The following is a 17,726-nucleotide window of genomic DNA, read 5'->3' as shown; positions in this document are numbered from 1 at the left end:
CCGGCGTTCACGTGTGTGAAGCCGGGCTTTTTTATTGCAGGATCAATCAGGCATCCAGTTCGGCCCAGCGCTCGACCATCACGTCGAGTTCAGCCTGCAACTGCGCCAGCTGAGCGATCACTGCAGCCGTCTCGGCAGCCGGGCGCAGGTAGAAACCCGCGTCGGCCATCTGCGCTTCAACGGCAGCGATCTGCTGCTCCATGGCTTCGATCTCGCCGGGCAACGCTTCAAGCTCACGCTGCAATTTGTAGCTGAGCTTCTTCTTCGCCACTGGCGCTTCGACTGCCGCCGCAACCGGTGCCGGCTCGGCCTTCACCACTGCAGAGTTCAGGTCAGCCTTGCCGGACTTGCTTTCGGTTACGCCGAGCAGGCGCGGCGAGCCGCCCTGACGCAGCCAGTCCTGATAACCGCCAACGTATTCGCGCACCTTGCCCTCACCTTCGAAGACCAGGGTGCTGGTCACCACGTTGTCGAGAAATGCCCGGTCGTGACTGACCATCAGTACGGTGCCGTTGAAGGTCAGCAGGACCTCTTCGAGCAATTCGAGGGTTTCGACGTCGAGGTCGTTGGTCGGTTCGTCGAGTACCAGCAGGTTGGCCGGCTTGCTGAACAGCTTGGCCAGCAACAGACGGGCACGTTCACCGCCGGACAGCGCCTTGACCGGCGTGCGCGCACGCTGCGGGCTGAACAGGAAGTCGCCGAGGTAGCTCAGCACGTGGCGACTCTGGCCGTCGATATCGATGAAGTCGCGACCTTCGGCGACGTTGTCGATCACGGTTTTTTCCAGATCCAGCTGGTGGCGCAACTGGTCGAAGTAGGCAACATCGATCCTGGTGCCCTCCTCCACCTTGCCGCTGGTTGGCTGCAAGCCGCTGAGCATCAGCTTCAGCAGCGTGGTCTTGCCGGTACCGTTGGCGCCGAGCAGACCGATACGGTCGCCGCGCTGCAGCACCATGGAGAAGTCCTTGATCAGGAACGGACCGTCCGGGTGAGCAAAGCTCACGTTATCGAGGACCATGACCTGTTTGCCGGACTTGTCGGCGGTTTCCAGCTGAATGTTGGCCTTGCCGGTCCGCTCGCGACGTTCGCTGCGCTCGACGCGCAAGGCTTTGAGCGCGCGTACGCGGCCTTCGTTACGGGTGCGGCGGGCCTTGATGCCCTGGCGAATCCACACTTCTTCCTGGGCCAGGCGCTTGTCGAACAGCGCGTTGGCGGTTTCTTCGGCCGCCAGCGCGGCTTCCTTGTGTACGAGGAAACTGGCGTAGTCGCCATTCCAGTCGATCAGGCCACCACGATCCAGTTCGAGGATGCGGGTTGCCAGGTTCTGCAGGAAAGAACGGTCGTGCGTGATGAACAGCACGGCGCCCTGGAAATCCTTCAGCGCCTCTTCAAGCCAGGCGATGGCACCGATGTCCAGGTGGTTGGTCGGTTCGTCGAGCAGCAGCAGGTCCGGCTCGGACACCAGGGCCTGGGCCAGCAGGACGCGACGACGCCAGCCGCCGGACAACTCGGCGAGGGTCTTGTCGGCCGGCAGTTGCAGGCGACTCAGAGTGCTGTCGACCAGAGTCTGCAAGCGCCAGCCATCGCGGGCTTCGAGGTCGTGCTGGACGTGCATCAGCTTGTCCAGATCGGCATCGGTGACGATGTTCTGGCTCAGGTGGTGATATTCGGCGAGCAACGCACCGACGCCGTCCAGGCCTTCGGCCACCACGTCGAACACTGTCCGCTCGTCGGCCACCGGCAATTCTTGCGGCAATTCGCCGATCTTGAGACCGGGTGCGCGCCAAACGGAGCCGTCATCGGGCTTCTGGTCGCCCTTGACGAGCTTCATCATGCTGGACTTGCCAGTGCCGTTGCGGCCGATGATGCACACCCGCTCACCACGGGCGATCTGCCAGGACACCTTGTCCAACAACGGCATAGCGCCGAAAGCAAGGGACACATCGCTGAATTTGAGCAGGGTCATGAGCTTCTCCAAAAACCGGGCGCGCATTCTACCTGACTTGAGGCTTCAGAAGGCCGGCAATTTCACTCTCGTAGCACTCTGAACGACAAATGTTGCGAACTGATGCGGGAAGACCCGCAAAGCTTTCGCCGGCTGCTGGCAAAAGGCTAAGCTACAGACAATTCAGTACGGGCCTGACCCGCACTTGTCATGTTTTCTCTGCCTGGACGTCTCATGCGCAGTCGCCTTTTCAATCTTTTGTCGTGTTTTTTACTTTCAGCCGCAGCGCTTCAATCCGCCCAGGCGGTGGACCTGTCCACCCAACGCCAATATTACGATGAAGCCAAGCGCGCCCTGGCCAAGGGTGATACCGGCCCGTATTTCCGTTACAGCCAGGCCCTCGCCGATTATCCGCTGGAGCCGTATCTGGCCTATGACGAACTGACCGCGCGCCTGAAAACCGCGAGCAACGCCGAAATCGAGAAATTCCTCGCCGAACACGGCGACCTGCCCCAGGCCAACTGGATGAAACTGCGCTGGTTGCGCTGGCTGGCGGACCGGGGCGACTGGGCGACTTTCGTCAAGTATTACGACCCGAAAATGAACTTCACCGAACTGGACTGCCTGAATGCGCAGTACCAGATCAGCCACAACCTCAAGGCCGAAGGTTACGCCAACACCGAAAAGCTCTGGCTGACTGGCAAATCCCAGCCCGAAGCCTGCGATGCCCTGTTCGGCATGTGGGCCGCCGATGGCCAGCTGACCGAGCAAAAACGCTGGGAACGCGCCAAACTCGCCGCCCAGGCGCGCAACTACCCGCTGGCCAACAGCCTGGTCAACGGCTTGACCACCCTCGCCCCGCGCGGTCGCTTGCTGGTGGACGTCGCGCAGAAACCGGAACTGCTCAATCAGCCCTCACGCTTCACCCCGGCCGATGAAGCCATGTCCGACGTGGTCAGCCTCGGCCTGCGCCGCCTGGCTCGCCAGGACCCGGACAGGGCCATGAACCTGCTCGACGGCTACGCCAGCAGCATGCACTTCTCCCGGGATGAAAAAGTCGCAATCGCCCGGGAAATCGGCTTGACCCTCGCCAAACGTTTCGACGGCCGAGCCCTGGACGTCATGACCAAATACGATCCGGAACTGCGCGACAACACCGTTTCCGAATGGCGCCTGCGTCTGCTCCTGCGCCTGGCGCGCTGGGACGATGCCTACCAGTTGACCCGCCGCCTGCCCCAGGACCTGGCCACCACCAACCGCTGGCGCTACTGGCAGGCCCGCAGCCTGGAACTGGCGCAACCGCAGAATCCGGAAGTGCAGACGCTCTATAAAAACCTGGCCCGCGAACGCGACTTCTATGGTTTCCTCGCCGCCGATCGCTCGCAGTCACCCTACTCGCTGAACAACAAGCCGCTGGTGATGAGCCAGGCGCTGATCAACAAAGTGCGCAACACCCCCGGCATACGTCGCGCCCTGGAGTTCCACGCTCGCGGGCAAATCGTCGACGGTCGCCGCGAGTGGTACCACGTCAGCCGCCACTTCAGCCGTGACGAGATGGTTGCCCAGGCCAAACTGGCCTACGACCTGAAATGGTACTTCCCGGCCATTCGCACCATCAGCCAGGCGCAGTATTGGGACGATCTGGATATCCGCTTCCCGATGGCCCACCGCAACACGCTGGTGCGTGAAGCGAAGAATCGCGGCCTGCATCCGAGCTGGGCATTCGCCATCACTCGCCAGGAAAGCGCCTTCATGGAAGATGCCCGCTCCGGGGTCGGCGCCTCGGGCCTGATGCAACTGATGCCCGCCACCGCCAAGGAAACCGCACGCAAGTTCAGCATTCCCTATAGCTCGCCACAGCAACTGTTCAACCCGGACAAGAACATCCAGCTCGGCGCCGCTTACCTGAGCCAGGTGCACAGCCAGTTCAACGGCAACCGCGTCCTTGCCTCCGCCGCCTACAACGCCGGCCCGGGTCGCGTGCGCCAATGGCTGCGCGGTGCCGACCACCTGAGTTTCGATGTGTGGGTAGAAAGCATCCCGTTCGACGAAACCCGCCAGTACGTGCAAAACGTGTTGTCGTACTCGGTGATCTACGGCCAGAAGCTCAACTCGCCACAGCCGATCGTGGATTGGCATGAGCGGTTTTTCGACGATCAATGACCGGTAATGCCGGTTATGTAGGAGCTGCCGAAGGCTGCGATCTTTTGATCCTGCTCTAAAAAATGCCCGCATCAAACGATGCGGGCATTTTTTTGTCAGGGGTCTTTAAGATCAAAAGATCGCAGCCTGCGGCAGCTCCTACAGTTCGGCGGCAATCTTGCCGTCACTGAACTGCAACGCCGCCAGCCGTGCATACAAGGCATTGCTGGCAATCAGTTCCTGGTGCGTCCCTACCGCCACCAGCTTCCCCTGATCCATCACCGCGATCCGGTCGGCGTTTTTAACCGTGGCCAGGCGATGGGCGATCACCAGAGTGGTTCGGTTCTTCATCAGGCTCGGCAGCGCCTGCTGGATCAGGTGCTCACTCTGGGCATCGAGGGCGCTGGTGGCTTCGTCGAGGAGCAGGATCGGGGCGTCCACCAGCAACGCGCGGGCGATAGCCAGGCGTTGGCGCTGGCCGCCGGACAAGCCGAGACCGCCATCCCCCAGATGAGTCTGGTAACCGCTGGGCATGGCTTCGATAAAGTCATGGGCGTAAGCGATCTTTGCCGCTTCCTGTACCTCGGCCAGCGTCGCCTGCGGATTGCCGTAGCGAATGTTGTCTTCAATGCTGCCGAAAAACAGCGCCGGGGTCTGTGACACCAGGGCGAAGCAGCGGCGCAAATCCAGCGGATCGAGCTGAGTCAACGGCACGCCATCGAGCAGGATGCGCCCCTCGGCCGGGTCGTAGAAACGCAGCAGCAAGTCATACACCGTCGACTTGCCGGCCCCGGAGGGCCCAACCAGCGCCAGCGTCTCACCGGCATTGACTGTCAGGCTCAAGCCGTCGACAGCGTAACTTTCCGGCCGCGACGGGTAGGAAAAACGCACATTTTGCAGCTGCAGGTGGCCGTCGACCCGTTCCGGCAGCGTCACCGCGCCTGCGACCGGTGGCAGGATGATGTTTTCCGAACGCAGCAACTCGGCAATCCGTTCGGCTGCGCCGGCCGCCCGCTGCAATTCCCCGATCACCTCGCTCAAGGTGCCGAACGCACTGCCGACGATCAGGCTGTAGAACACGAACGCCGCCAGCTCGCCGGCGGAAATTCGCCCGGCGATGACGTCCATCCCGCCGACCCAGAGCATCACCCCGACCGCGCCCAGGACCAGCACGATCACCAGGGTAATCAGCCACGCCCGCTGGAAAATGCGCTTGCGTGCGGTGTTGAACGCCTCCTCCACGGTCAGGGCAAACCGTTGCTCGTCCTGGACCTGATGGTTGTAGGCTTGCACGGTCTTGATCTGCCCCAGGGTTTCGGAAACATAACTGCCGATATCGGCAATCCGGTCCTGACTAAGGCGCGAGAGGTTACGCACCCGGCGACCGAAAATCAGGATCGGCGCGATCACCAGGGGCAAGGCCACCACTACGATACTGGTGAGCTTGGGGTTGGTGATGAACAACAGGACGATCCCGCCGATCACCATCAACAGATTGCGCAGGAACAACGACAGCGAAGACCCGATGACCGATTGCAGCAACGTGGTGTCGGCGGTCAGGCGAGACTGGATTTCGGAGCTGCGATTGTCTTCGTAAAAACCCGGGTGCAGGTAAATCAGGTGATTGAACACGTCACGCCGAATATCGGCGACGCAGCGCTCGCCGATCCACGACACCAGGTAAAACCGTACAAAGGTGCCGATCGCCAGCCCCACGACCAGCAACATGAACAGGCCAATGGACTGATTGAGCAGGTGTGGCGACTGGGTCATGAACCCCTTGTCCACCAGCATGCGGATGCCCTGCCCCATGGACAAGGTGATGCCGGCAGTGACGATCAACGCCAGCAAGGCGCCGAAGGCCTGCCAGCGATACGGCGCAATGAAACGACAGGCCAGGCGAACAGCACGGCGGTGACGGGCAGAGAGCATCGCAAACATCCGGGACAAGACAATCATTAGGGTCAGCCTACACCGCTCAATGGGGTGGCTCGCTGCAAATCACAATGAGTCAGGTTAATTATGTCCACCAACACTAGAGGCTAGACGCTATTGGTCTAAAGTTCGGCTAGCCACGCGAAGGCATTTCTGCTGCACTGATTCTGTTCCCCCGGAAAGATCGCAGGGAGTTGTCATAGCCCGGTCACCTGGCGGTTCTACAGTAAGCGCACAACCTGATGAGGAGACAGGCCATGTCCTTGCAACACAGCAGCGATGACAAGATTCAAGTGATCCGCACGCAACCAGACCAGTCTCTGGGCTGCTCGATTATCGACGAGCAAGGCCGCGAAGTACCGATCACTGAAGAAATGATCCAGAAAGCTTGCAGCGAACTGGAAAAGCGATTGGTCAAGCCTGCCGAACAAGAGTGATATAGCCACCGTCTTCTTGACCCGGCCCATAGTTGGCCGGGTTTTTTATGGGCGCCTGTCCGGACATTGTGGGGTGCCCTTCGCGAGCAAGCCCGCTCCCACAGGGGATTTGTGGTGCATATAGATCCAGTGTGGGAGCGGGCTTGCTCGCGAAGGGGCCGCCATGGCCCATCAGATTGCCATCGCTCCCAACGCCGCCACAATCCTCTGCAACTCAGGCGCATCCCCCTCGATCCGCACCTGCAACCCGTCGATCTCACGGCGCGACGGGTATTGCTTGCGCAGCACATCGAACGCCGCGCGCTGCTCGCTGACACTGCCGACAAGGCTGCGACGGAAATCCGCATCGTCACGACGCGGGTCATACACGCCACGGCACAGCATCGCCAAAGCCCAGGCCGGGTCGCTTTGCACATTCAGTGTCACGTGCGACAACCAGGGTGCCGGCAGCAAATCGCTCAGACTGACGCGGGGCGGTTGCCCGAGGAAATCGCAATAGGCCTGATAGATCTGCGCGGTCCCCCGCTGCTTGCCGTCGAGGCTGTAACCGGCAATGTGCGGCGTGGCCAGCACGCACAGCTCGGCCAGCGCCACGTCGACTTCAGGCTCGCCTTCCCAGACATCGAGCACTGCTTGCAGGTCTTCACGCGCCAGCAGCACATCGCGCAGTGCCGCGTTGTTGACCACAGGTCCACGACTGGCATTGATCAGCCAGGTACCGGACCTGAGCTGGTTGAGGCGTTTTTCATCGAACAGATGCCAGGTCGATTGAGGCCCCTGCTTGGTCAGCGGCGTGTGCAGGCTGATGACGTCGCACTCGTCGATGATCTGCTCGAGGCTGACGTAGTCACCGCCTTCATTCGCCTGCCGTGGTGGATCGCACACCAGCACCTTCCAGCCCAGACCCTGCAGGACCTTGACCAGTCGGCCGCCCACCTCGCCGGCGCCGACCACGCCGTAGGTACGCCGGGTCAGGTCGGCCCCTTCGATTTCAGCCAGGGTCAACAAGCTGCCGAGCACATAGTCGACCACGCCGCGGGCATTGCAGCCCGGTGCACTGGACCAGGTGATGCCGGCCTGCTGAAAGTAATCCAGGTCCAGATGATCGGTGCCGATGGTGCACGTACCGACAAAGCGCACCTTGCTGCCTTCGAGCAGCGCGCGGTTGACGTTGGTCACCGAACGCACCAACAGCACATCGGCCTGCTCGACCGTGGCACGGTCGATGGCGCGACCCGGCACCCGGCGAATTTCACCGAAGCCTTCAAAGAAGGCCTCGAGCAGGGGGATATTTTCGTCGGCAACAATCAGCATGGCAGGCTCCTTTTGGCGGATCGGCAGTGTAGGCGTAGATGACCATTGTGAGCCAGTAAGCATTGCGCGCCCCTTGTGGCGAGGGGGCTTGCCCCCGTTCGGCTGCGAAGCAGTCGCGAATTCAGTCTGCATGGTGTACCTGAAAGAATACTGAAGATGATTTGGGGCCGCTTCGCAGCCCAACGGGGGCAAGCCCCCTCACCACAGAGATCGGGTTCCTGTTTTGATTACAAATCGGTAACACGAGCCTTTTCCTGACTGCCGCGTCAACGCGTAGAATGCGCGGCTGTGCATCAAAACCTCCTGGACGTTTCGCTATTGAATCCTGTTATTGAAAGTACCGTCGCCACGGCTCCCGCGCGAACGACCCCCGTTCGCCTGGAACTCAAGGGCCTGCTCGGCCTGGCCCTGCCCATCATGATCGCGCAACTGGCTACCACGGCCATGGGCTTCGTCGATGCGGTGATGGCCGGCCGTGTCAGCCCGAGGGACCTGGCCTCGGTGGCCCTGGGCAACTCGATCTGGATTCCGGTCTACCTGTTGATGTCCGGCGTTCTGCTGGCAACCACACCCAAGGTCGCGCAACGCTTTGGCGCCGCACAGTTCGACGAGATCGGCCCGCTGGTACGCCAGGCGCTGTGGCTGGCATTGTGTGTCGGCTTGATCGGCAGCGGCCTGCTGCTCAGCGCCGAGCCGATCCTGCACTGGATGAAAGTCGATCCGCAATTGATCGAGCCGAGCATGGGTTACCTGCACGGGATCGCCTTCGGGTTTCCCGGCATGGCGTTCTACTACGTATTGCGCTGCTACAGCGATGGCATGGGGCGTACCCGCCCGAGCATGGTCATCGGCTTGTGCGGCCTGCTGCTGAACATCCCGCTGAACTATGCGTTGATCTACGGCCATTTCGGCGCACCGGCCCTGGGCGGCGTCGGTTGCGGCTGGGCCAGCGGCATCGTGATGTGGTTCATGGCGTTGAGCATGGCCGGCTGGACCTTCTGGGCCCCCTTCTATGCCCGCACCCGGGTACTGGTGCGCTTCGACCGCCCGCAATGGGCCGTGATCAAGCGCCTGGTCGGCATTGGCCTGCCGATTGGCATCGCCGTGTTCGCCGAGTCCAGCATCTTCGCAGTTATCGCGCTATTGATCGGCAGTCTCGGCTCTACCGTGGTGGCCGGGCATCAGATCGCCCTCAATATCAGCTCGTTGCTGTTCATGATTCCTTATTCGCTGGGCATGGCGGTGACCGTGCGCGTCGGTCAGGCACTGGGGGCCGGCAATCCCTGGCAGGCGCGCTTCGCGGCGAAGGTCGGGCTCGGCGCGGCACTGGTGTTCGCGGCGTTCTCGGCGAGCCTGATCCTGCTCCTGCGCGAACCGATCGCCTCGATCTACACGCCTGACAAGGCCGTGATCCAGATTGCGTCGATGTTGATTGTCTATGCTGCGCTGTACCAGTTTTCCGATGCCATCCAGGTGATTTGCGCGGGCGCGTTGCGTGGCTACCAGGACACCCGGGTGACCATGATCCTGACCTTGTTCGCCTATTGGGGCATCGGCCTGCCAGTCGGCTACGTGCTGGGACTGACCGACTGGTTCGGTCCGGCCAGCGGCCCGAGCGGGCTGTGGGAAGGGTTGATTGCCGGCTTGAGTTGTGCGGCGCTGATGTTGTCGATCCGCCTGACGCTCAGTGCGCGCAAACGGATTCGTAACAGCCGCTCGGCCGGCTGATTGCACAAATTGCAGGAGCGAGCTTGTTCCGGGCGGCGTTCCGACGAAGGTCGTGAACGGTAACGCGTAAAACCAGATGCCCAACGGCGCCTTCGTTTTTTTCGCGAGCAAGCTCGCTCCTACAGTTGCGTCATGATGCGAACTTAAACGGACTTCTTGCGAATCCAGTAGAGGTAGGTGCCCTCCTCCTCGTGCTGCGCCACCAGTTCGTGGTCAAGAAACACACAGAACTTGGGAATGTCACGACGGGTCGACGGGTCGGTGGCGATGACCTTGAGCAGGCCGCCGGGCACCAGGTCGCGGATGTGCTGGTGCAGCATCATCACCGGCTCGGGGCAGTTGAGGCCGGTGGCATCGAGGGTGCCGTCTACCGGCGTATCAAGCATTTCACTCATGATTCACTCCTGAAACTGGCCGGCATTGTCGCGCATTGCCGGGTGTTCGGTCACCTGTGGCATTACGCCGCCCTTGTGGGATGACCACTGACCTGTGGGAGCGGGCTTGCTCGCGAAAGCGGTGTGTCAGCAGCATTGACGTCGACTGACACGACGCCTTCGCGAGCAAGCCCGCTCCCACATTGCTCCGTCGGTATCAGCGGGACTTGGGTTTCTTCACGTCCAGCCGGCGCAAATGGCAAGTCACCTCCTCGCGGTCGTGGTACAGCTGCTTGCAGCCGATCTCGACCTTGATACCCCGTGCCTTGAAACCATCGGCAATGCGCTCGAGCAGCCGCTTCACTTCGGCATAGCGCTGCTTCATCGGCAGCTTGAGGTTGACCACCGCCTCACGGCAATGGCCGTCACCGATCCACTCTTCCAGCATCGCCGCATTGCGCGCCGGCTTCTCGACGATGTCGCAGACCATCCAGTCCACCGGCTGCTTGGGTTTGAAGGTGAAACCGTCGGCCATCAGGTGTTGCACCAGCCCCGTGTCCATCAGGCTTTCGGCCATCGGGCCGTTGTCGATGGCGGTCACCAGCATGCCGCGGTTGACCAGTTGCCAGGTCCAGCCACCGGGAGCGGCCCCGAGGTCGACCCCGGTCATGTCACTGTGCAGGCGCTCGTCCCACTGGTCGCGCGGGATGAAGTGGTGCCAGGCCTCCTCCAGCTTCAGGGTCGAGCGGCTCGGCGCCTCCCGAGGAAACTTCAAGCGGGGAATGCCCATCGGCCACATCGCCGAGTTGTTCGACTCGGCCAGCCCCATGAACACCTCACGGCCGCTTTTGAAGGTCAGCAACAGCCGCGGCTTGTGAGCGTCTTCCACCAGTTTGCCGGCGGCCATCAGCGCCTTGCGCAGGTGCACTTCGAACTTTTTGCAGAAGTTCGACAGTTCCTTGCCATCATTGGTGTCGACCATTTCCAGCCACAGGCTGCCGCACAGCGGAAAGTCCGCCATATGGGCGAGGATCACGCTGATGCGGTCGGTTTCCGGCAGATCGATGAAAATCCCCCGGGCCCATTGGCGCGGGAAGATCAGCTCGGCGAAACGCTGCCCGCGCATCAGGCGCTCGGCGCCGTCTTCTTCGGTGCAGACGAATTCGGCGCAAGCGGTGGCGGCTTTGGCCTTGGCGTAGCCGGCCACGTTCAAGCGCGCGGCGAGGTCGGAAATCTCGGAACAGACTTCACCTTCGAAGCCCGGCCGGCAATGCATGAATAGGGTGTTCATTCTTACTCCTGGACCCTGTAGGAGCGAGCTTGCTCGCTCCTACAAAGAGAGACCGCTTGCGTTGAAGCAAAGCCTGTCACGAAAACCGGCGCATGATAGCCGAGATCGGAACCTGGGTCTGTCCATAGAGTCCAGTTATTAGCCAGCTACCGAAAACAGGGCTAGGTTTAAGGCTCTGTCCGTCCCCTCAGTCCGTAGCCGTGCGGACTTCAAGGAGTGATCGCAATGCCGTCCCTCGATAGCCTGAAAACGTTGAAAACCCTGCAGGTCGGCAACAAGACCTACCACTACTTCAGCCTGCCCGACGCCGCCAGGAGCCTGGGCGAGCTGGACAAGTTGCCGATGTCGTTGAAAGTCCTGCTGGAAAACCTGCTGCGCTGGGAGGACGAGAAAACCGTCACCGGCGCCGACCTCAAGGCACTGGCCGCGTGGCTCAAGGAGCGCCGCTCCGACCGCGAAATCCAGTACCGCCCGGCGCGGGTGCTGATGCAAGACTTCACCGGCGTTCCCGCCGTGGTCGACCTGGCCGCCATGCGCGCGGCGATGGCCAGGGTCGGCGGCGATCCACAGCGCATCAACCCGCTGTCGCCGGTGGACCTGGTGATCGACCACTCGGTGATGGTCGACAAGTTCGCCAGCAGCAGCGCCTTCGAGCAGAACGTCGACATTGAAATGCAGCGCAATGGCGAGCGTTATGCGTTTCTGCGCTGGGGCCAGAGTGCCTTCGACAACTTCAGTGTGGTGCCGCCGGGTACCGGGATCTGCCACCAGGTGAATCTTGAATACCTCGGTCGCACGGTCTGGACCAAGGACGAGGACGGCCGCACCTATGCCTTTCCCGACACCCTGGTCGGCACCGACTCCCACACCACCATGATCAACGGCCTCGGCGTGCTCGGCTGGGGTGTCGGTGGCATCGAGGCGGAAGCGGCGATGCTCGGGCAACCGGTGTCGATGCTGATTCCCGAAGTCATCGGTTTCAAACTCACCGGCAAGCTCAGGGAAGGCATCACCGCCACCGACCTGGTGCTGACCGTCACCCAGATGCTGCGCAAGAAAGGCGTGGTGGGCAAATTCGTCGAATTCTACGGCGACGGCCTTGCCGACCTGCCGCTGGCCGACCGGGCGACCATCGCCAACATGGCGCCGGAATACGGCGCCACCTGCGGTTTCTTCCCGGTGGACGACGTCACGCTGGAGTACCTGCGCCTGTCCGGCCGCCCACTTGAAACAGTGCAATTGGTCGAGGCCTACAGCAAGGCCCAGGGTCTGTGGCGCCTGCCCGGCCAGGAGCCGGTGTTCACCGACACCCTGGCGCTGGACATGGGCAGCGTCGAAGCCAGCCTCGCGGGACCAAAACGTCCGCAGGACCGGGTGTCGCTGCCGAATGTCGCGCAAGCCTTCAGCGACTTCGTCGACCTGCAATTCAAACCCACCAGCAAGGAAGAAGGTCGCCTCGAAAGTGAAGGTGGTGGTGGCGTCGCCGTCGGCAATGCCGATATGGCCGGTGAAGCGGACTACGATTACGAAGGCCAGACCTATCGCCTGAAAAACGGCGCCGTGGTCATTGCCGCCATCACCTCCTGCACCAACACCTCCAACCCGAGCGTGATGATGGCGGCCGGGCTGGTGGCGAAGAAGGCCGTGGAAAAAGGCCTGAAACGCAAACCCTGGGTGAAGAGCTCGCTGGCCCCCGGCTCGAAGGTGGTCACCGACTACTACAAGGCGGCCGGCCTGACCCGCTACCTCGATGAATTGGGCTTTGCCCTGGTCGGCTACGGCTGCACCACCTGCATCGGCAACTCCGGACCGCTGCCGGAACCCATCGAGAAAGCCATCCAGCAAGCCGACCTCACCGTGGCATCGGTACTCTCGGGCAATCGCAACTTCGAAGGCCGGGTGCATCCCCTGGTGAAAACCAACTGGCTGGCTTCCCCGCCACTGGTGGTCGCCTATGCGTTGGCAGGTACGGTACGCACCGACCTCAGCCGCGAACCGCTGGGCGAAGACAAGGACGGTAAACCGGTATACCTGCGGGACATCTGGCCCAGCAGCAAAGAAATCGCCGATGCGGTGAGCCAGGTCAACACCGCCATGTTCCACAAGGAATACGCCGAAGTGTTTGCCGGAGACGAACAATGGCAGGCGATCGAAGTGCCGCAAGCGGCGACCTATGTCTGGCAGGACGACTCGACCTACATCCAGCACCCGCCCTTCTTCGACGACATCGGCGGCCCGCCGCCCGTGGTCAAGGATGTCAGCGCAGCGAACATTCTCGCCCTGCTCGGCGACTCGGTGACCACTGATCACATCTCCCCCGCCGGCAACATCAAGGCGGACAGCCCGGCAGGGCAATACCTGCGCGACAAAGGCGTGGAACCGCGGGACTTCAACTCCTACGGTTCGAGGCGTGGCAACCATGAGGTGATGATGCGCGGTACCTTCGCCAACATCCGCATACGCAACGAAATGCTCTGCGGCGAGGAAGGCGGCAACACCCGCTACATTCCCACCGGGGAAAAAATGCCGATCTACGACGCCGCCATGCGCTATCAGGCGTCGGGCACCCCGCTGGTGGTGATTGCCGGCCAGGAATACGGCACCGGATCGAGCCGCGACTGGGCGGCCAAAGGCACCAATCTGCTAGGCGTCAAAGCGGTCATAGCCGAAAGCTTCGAACGCATCCACCGCTCCAACCTGGTGGGCATGGGCGTATTGCCGTTGCAGTTCAAGCTGGATCAGAACCGCAAGAGCCTGAACCTCAACGGCAGTGAAACCCTGGACATCCTCGGCTTGACGGGTGTCGAGTTGACACCACGGATGAACCTGACACTGGTCATCACCCGCGAAGACGGCAGCCGCGAGAAAATCGAGGTGCTGTGCCGCATCGATACGCTCAATGAGGTGGAGTACTTCAAGTCCGGAGGGATTCTGCATTACGTGTTGCGGCAGTTGATTGCGTCGTAACTGACGAGCAATACACAGACACACACCGCCTTCGGGCGGTGTTTTTTGTCTGGGAGCCCGCCAGTACAATCGCTCGCCTTATGCTCACCCTTTCATGCCTGACACATGAGCAAATGTGGGAGCGGGCTTGCTCGCGAATACGGTGTATCAGTCGACATAACTGTTGAATGTTATGGCCTCTTCGCGAGCAAGCCCGCTCCCACAGAACATCAGGGGCGTTCGCAAGACTTCGACACAAGGACTTTCAATGTTTGCTCTGCCAAGGACTTTTCTGGCCCTCCTCTCCCTCGGCTACTACTTAGCACTGGACTTCAGCAGTATGAGTTGGCCGGCGGCGACTTCTGTTGCTTTGCTGTTGGTTTCCGGTTTTGCCGCTAGCCAGCAAACACTTCAGTTCGGTCGGTACCTCGGCCATGGCCTGTTCATCATTCTCGCGCTGGCCCTTGCCACGCATTGGTGGCCCGGTTTCTACAACGGCCCAATCATCGCCACGCAGCGTTTCACCGACGACGCGGTGCCGTTTTCCATGTACGCGAACCTTGACAAGCCCCTGATCGGTTTTTGGCTGTTACTGGTCTGCCCATGGCTTGTCGGTCGGCGCTCGTTTCGATCGATCCTGTTTGCCACCGCACTGGCGTTGCCCCTGAGTGCCGTGCTGGCCTTGGGCGGCGCACTGTTGCTGGGTGTCGTCACTTGGGCACCGAAGTGGCCGGATTCTGCCTGGTTGTGGCTGCTCAACAATCTGCTGCTGGTGACGCTGGTCGAGGAAGCGCTGTTCCGCGGCTATATCCAGGGTGGCCTTAACCGATGCCTGAAAAACCTGCGCCATGGCGAAAACCTTGCCCTGCTCCTGGCTTCGTTGATCTTCGGCCTGGCCCATGCCGGGGCAGGCTGGCAATGGGTCCTGTTGGCCGGCCTGGCCGGGATCGGCTATGGCCTGGCCTACCGCTTCGGCGGGCTGGCGGCCGCCATCGCCACCCACTTCGGCTTGAACCTGCTGCACTTCGGCCTGTTCACGTATCCGATGCTCGCCGGCTGACGCAAGGGTCATTTTGCGACGCATCGCTAATTATCGAAAAATAATCTCAACAATCCGCCGGTATTGCCGATACAGCACTTGAAAGCCTTGCGGATTAAAAAAGCCATGCGTAACAACCAGCCAATTACACAACGCGAGCGGACCTTCCCGGCCCAGCAACGGTTGATTTCCACCACCGATGCCAAGGGCATGATCACCTACTGCAACGACGATTTCGTCGATATCAGCGGGTTCTCCCGGGAGGAGCTGATCCGTGCACCGCACAATCTGGTCCGTCACCCCGACGTCCCGGCCGCGGTGTTCGCCCACATGTGGGGCACGCTGAAACAAGGCTTGCCATGGATGGGCATTGTGAAGAATCGCTGCAAGAGCGGTGATCACTACTGGGTTAACGCCTATGTGACACCGATCTTCGAAGGCAATCAGGTGACCGGTTACGAGTCGGTGCGGGTCAAGCCCACCGCCGAACAGATCCGCCGTGCCGAAGCGCTCTACCAACGCATCAACCAGGGCAAGTCAGCCATTCCCTCTTCGGATAAATGGTTGCCGATCCTGCAGGACTGGCTGCCGTTCATCCTGGTCAGCCAGTTGAGCTTCATGATCGGTGCATCGCTTAACTCCCATTGGGGTTTTGCCCTGGCCGCCGGTCTTTCGGTGCCGCTGGGCCTGATGGGCCTGCAGTGGCAACAGCGCGGTCTCAAGCGTTTGCTGCGCCTGGCCGAGCAGACCACCTCCGATCCGTTGATCGCACAGATGTACACCGACAGTCGCGGCGCCCAGGCGCGGCTGGAGATGTCTATCCTCAGCCAGGAAGCACGCTTGAAAACCTGCCTGACGCGACTGCAGGATACGGCCGAGCACTTGACCGATCAGGCCAGGCAGTCCGATGCCCTGGCGCACAACAGCTCCAGCGGCCTGGAACGTCAACGGGTCGAGACCGAGCAAGTGGCCACGGCGGTCAACCAGATGGCCGCGACCACCCAGGAAGTCGCCAGCCACGTGCAACGCACGGCCGACGCCACCCAGGAAGCCAATCGGCTGACCGGTCGCGGTCGTGACATCGCCGGGGAAACCCGCGAAGCCATCCAGCGCCTGTCGGTGGTGGTGGGTGAAACCGGCGTCACCGTGACCCAACTGGCCAAGGACAGCAACGAAATCGGTGGCGTGGTCGACGTGATCAAAGGCATCGCCGACCAGACCAACCTGCTGGCCCTGAACGCCGCCATCGAAGCGGCCCGTGCCGGTGAGATGGGTCGTGGTTTTGCGGTGGTGGCCGACGAAGTCCGTCAGCTGGCGCAACGCACCAGCGAGTCCACCGGGCAGATTCATGCGCTGATCGCCAAGCTCCAGCAAACCGCCGGTACTGCGGTGCAAACCATGGAAGCCGGGCATCGTCAGGCGGAAGAAGGCGTGGCGCGGGTGCTGGAAGCGGACCAGGCACTGGTGGGGATCAGTGAAGCGGTGGCCAACATCACCGACATGACCACCCAGATCGCCGCCGCGACCGAAGAGCAAAGTGCCGTGGCCGAAGAAATCAGCCGCAACATCAGCAACATCTCGGAGCTGGCGGACCAGACCTCGGAACAGGCGCAGAACTCGGCGTTGTTGAGTGAAGAGCTGACCAAGACTGCGAACACCCAGTATTCGTTGGTGGAGCGGTTCAACCGCTGATTGCTGCTGGAATGACAAGAACCCGGACAGTGAGAGCTTCCGGGTTTTTTATTATCAATTTGAAAAGTATGTTGTCTGTGCGGCCGCCTTCGCGGGCAAGCCCGCTCCCACAGGGTTTTGCATTGATCACACGATCAAGCCACACCACAGATCACTGTGGGAGCGGGCTTGCCCGCGAAGAGGCCATTTGCAACACCACACCTTTCACTGAAGGAATGAAGCCACCCTCTCAGCCGCAGCCGCCAAATGCTGCTCATGGCTAAAGCCCGAAGCTTTCAACGGCTTCAAGTCATGATCCCCCGCCACCAGCCAGAACACCTCGATAACCGGCGATAGCGAATACCCTTCGACCGCCTCCCGGTTGCCCAACGCATCGCGCTCGCCTTGCACGATCAAGGTTCTAGTCTTCAGCCCCGCCAGATGCTCGACCCGTGGCTTCTCCGGTTTGCCCACCGCATAAAACGGGTAGCCCAGGCACACCAGCGCATCCGCCCCCAACTCATCGGCCAGCAAACTGGCCATGCGCCCACCCATGGACTTGCCGCCGATGGCCAGCGGCCCAGTGACATGGCGTCGCACCTGGGCATATACCTCGCGCCAGCATTCGAGCAGTTTCGGCGCCGGATTCGGTGGGCGCTTGCCGCCGTCGAGGCGCCGCTGCGCCATGTAGGGAAACTCGAAGCGCAACACGTTGACGCCTTGTGCTGCGAGGCGTGCAGCCATGTCGCTCATCCAGTCGCTGTCCATCGGTGCGCCGGCGCCGTGGGCGAGGATAAGCGTCGCCGCTGCCTTGCCGGCAGCGGCATTCCACAACCATCCATGATCCCGCACACACTGCGCCCATTGATCCCCGTCAATACCGGCCTTGTGCCCTTTGTCCATG

12 protein-coding genes are annotated in these 17,726 nt (G+C 61.5%); 6 read left to right on the top strand and 6 right to left on the bottom strand.

Annotation, left to right across the window (positions count from 1 at the left end; genetic code table 11):
* Window positions 1–46: 46 nt before the first annotated feature.
* A complete protein-coding gene (locus KSS91_RS09165; protein WP_007974055.1) occupies window positions 47–1,966 on the bottom strand; it encodes an ATP-binding cassette domain-containing protein in 1,920 nt (639 codons plus the stop codon).
* Window positions 1,967–2,179: 213 nt separating this feature from the next.
* Between KSS91_RS09165 and KSS91_RS09160 the strand changes: the two genes are divergently transcribed.
* Complete coding sequence (locus KSS91_RS09160) at window positions 2,180–4,108, top strand: transglycosylase SLT domain-containing protein (RefSeq protein ID WP_217837678.1); 1,929 nt, start codon at window positions 2,180–2,182, stop codon at window positions 4,106–4,108.
* A gap of 138 nt (window positions 4,109–4,246) precedes the next feature.
* Here the strand turns inward: KSS91_RS09160 and KSS91_RS09155 are convergent, their stop codons facing one another.
* On the bottom strand, window positions 4,247–6,028 hold the full coding sequence (locus KSS91_RS09155) for an ABC transporter transmembrane domain-containing protein (RefSeq protein ID WP_217838380.1): 1,782 nt from the start codon (window positions 6,026–6,028) through the stop codon (window positions 4,247–4,249).
* A gap of 251 nt (window positions 6,029–6,279) precedes the next feature.
* Here KSS91_RS09155 and KSS91_RS09150 point away from each other — a divergent pair, with 251 nt between their 5' ends.
* Window positions 6,280–6,459 carry a PA1571 family protein gene (locus KSS91_RS09150; RefSeq protein WP_007974065.1) on the top strand — a complete coding sequence of 60 codons (180 nt, stop codon included), beginning with the start codon at window positions 6,280–6,282 and terminating at the stop codon, window positions 6,457–6,459.
* Window positions 6,460–6,630: 171 nt separating this feature from the next.
* Here KSS91_RS09150 and pdxB read toward each other — a convergent pair whose 3' ends face one another.
* Window positions 6,631–7,773 (bottom strand): 4-phosphoerythronate dehydrogenase PdxB, encoded by a 1,143-nt coding sequence (pdxB, locus tag KSS91_RS09145; RefSeq protein WP_217837677.1) that lies wholly within the window; start codon window positions 7,771–7,773, stop codon window positions 6,631–6,633.
* 318 nt (window positions 7,774–8,091) lie between these two features.
* Between pdxB and KSS91_RS09140 the strand changes: the two genes are divergently transcribed.
* The gene (locus KSS91_RS09140) at window positions 8,092–9,501 is read left to right on the top strand and encodes an MATE family efflux transporter (protein WP_217837676.1); all 1,410 of its coding nucleotides are present in this window, start codon (window positions 8,092–8,094) and stop codon (window positions 9,499–9,501) included.
* A gap of 143 nt (window positions 9,502–9,644) precedes the next feature.
* Here the strand turns inward: KSS91_RS09140 and tusA are convergent, their stop codons facing one another.
* Together tusA and rlmM are read right to left on the bottom strand one after the other, a co-directional pair.
* On the bottom strand, window positions 9,645–9,896 hold the full coding sequence (gene tusA, locus KSS91_RS09135) for a sulfurtransferase TusA (protein WP_015095965.1): 252 nt from the start codon (window positions 9,894–9,896) through the stop codon (window positions 9,645–9,647).
* A gap of 196 nt (window positions 9,897–10,092) precedes the next feature.
* Entirely contained in the window at window positions 10,093–11,166 is a 1,074-nt protein-coding gene (gene rlmM, locus KSS91_RS09130) for a 23S rRNA (cytidine(2498)-2'-O)-methyltransferase RlmM (protein WP_104449731.1), read from the bottom strand.
* Between the two features lie 225 nt (window positions 11,167–11,391).
* On the opposite strand from rlmM, the gene acnA reads away from it, so the two are divergent.
* The 3 genes from acnA to KSS91_RS09115 all read left to right on the top strand — a co-directional run bounded on the left by acnA (window position 11,392) and on the right by KSS91_RS09115 (window position 16,843).
* Entirely contained in the window at window positions 11,392–14,133 is a 2,742-nt protein-coding gene (gene acnA / locus KSS91_RS09125; RefSeq protein WP_217837675.1) for an aconitate hydratase AcnA, read from the top strand.
* Between the two features lie 247 nt (window positions 14,134–14,380).
* Window positions 14,381–15,172, top strand: a complete 792-nt coding sequence (locus KSS91_RS09120) for a CPBP family intramembrane glutamic endopeptidase (protein WP_217837674.1) — start codon at window positions 14,381–14,383, stop codon at window positions 15,170–15,172.
* A 105-nt stretch (window positions 15,173–15,277) separates the two neighbouring features.
* Entirely contained in the window at window positions 15,278–16,843 is a 1,566-nt protein-coding gene (locus KSS91_RS09115; RefSeq protein WP_217837673.1) for a methyl-accepting chemotaxis protein, read from the top strand.
* A gap of 204 nt (window positions 16,844–17,047) precedes the next feature.
* Here KSS91_RS09115 and KSS91_RS09110 read toward each other — a convergent pair whose 3' ends face one another.
* A complete protein-coding gene (locus tag KSS91_RS09110; RefSeq protein ID WP_225923729.1) occupies window positions 17,048–17,725 on the bottom strand; it encodes an alpha/beta family hydrolase in 678 nt (225 codons plus the stop codon).
* Window position 17,726 lies beyond the last annotated feature (1 nt).

Origin of the sequence: Pseudomonas azerbaijanorientalis (assembly GCF_019139795.1) — a bacterium.
GTDB lineage: Bacteria > Pseudomonadota > Gammaproteobacteria > Pseudomonadales > Pseudomonadaceae > Aquipseudomonas > Aquipseudomonas laurylsulfatiphila.
The sequence above is the reverse complement of the archived record's forward strand: the minus strand, read 5'-3'. Positions and strand labels throughout refer to the sequence as shown.

Excerpts from the sequence above, each read along its gene's own strand:
- KSS91_RS09165 (WP_007974055.1), bottom strand. The coding sequence starts at position 1,966 with ATGACCCTGCTCAAATTCAGCGATGTGTCCCTTGCTTTCGGCGCTATG.
- KSS91_RS09160 (WP_217837678.1), top strand. The coding sequence starts at position 2,180 with ATGCGCAGTCGCCTTTTCAATCTTTTGTCGTGTTTTTTACTTTCAGCC.
- KSS91_RS09155 (WP_217838380.1), bottom strand. The coding sequence starts at position 6,028 with ATGTTTGCGATGCTCTCTGCCCGTCACCGCCGTGCTGTTCGCCTGGCC.
- KSS91_RS09150 (WP_007974065.1), top strand. The coding sequence starts at position 6,280 with ATGTCCTTGCAACACAGCAGCGATGACAAGATTCAAGTGATCCGCACG.
- pdxB (WP_217837677.1), bottom strand. The coding sequence starts at position 7,773 with ATGCTGATTGTTGCCGACGAAAATATCCCCCTGCTCGAGGCCTTCTTT.
- tusA (WP_015095965.1), bottom strand. The coding sequence starts at position 9,896 with ATGAGTGAAATGCTTGATACGCCGGTAGACGGCACCCTCGATGCCACC.
- rlmM (WP_104449731.1), bottom strand. The coding sequence starts at position 11,166 with ATGAACACCCTATTCATGCATTGCCGGCCGGGCTTCGAAGGTGAAGTC.
- acnA (WP_217837675.1), top strand. The coding sequence starts at position 11,392 with ATGCCGTCCCTCGATAGCCTGAAAACGTTGAAAACCCTGCAGGTCGGC.
- KSS91_RS09120 (WP_217837674.1), top strand. The coding sequence starts at position 14,381 with ATGTTTGCTCTGCCAAGGACTTTTCTGGCCCTCCTCTCCCTCGGCTAC.
- KSS91_RS09115 (WP_217837673.1), top strand. The coding sequence starts at position 15,278 with ATGCGTAACAACCAGCCAATTACACAACGCGAGCGGACCTTCCCGGCC.
- KSS91_RS09110 (WP_225923729.1), bottom strand. The coding sequence starts at position 17,725 with ATGGACAAAGGGCACAAGGCCGGTATTGACGGGGATCAATGGGCGCAG.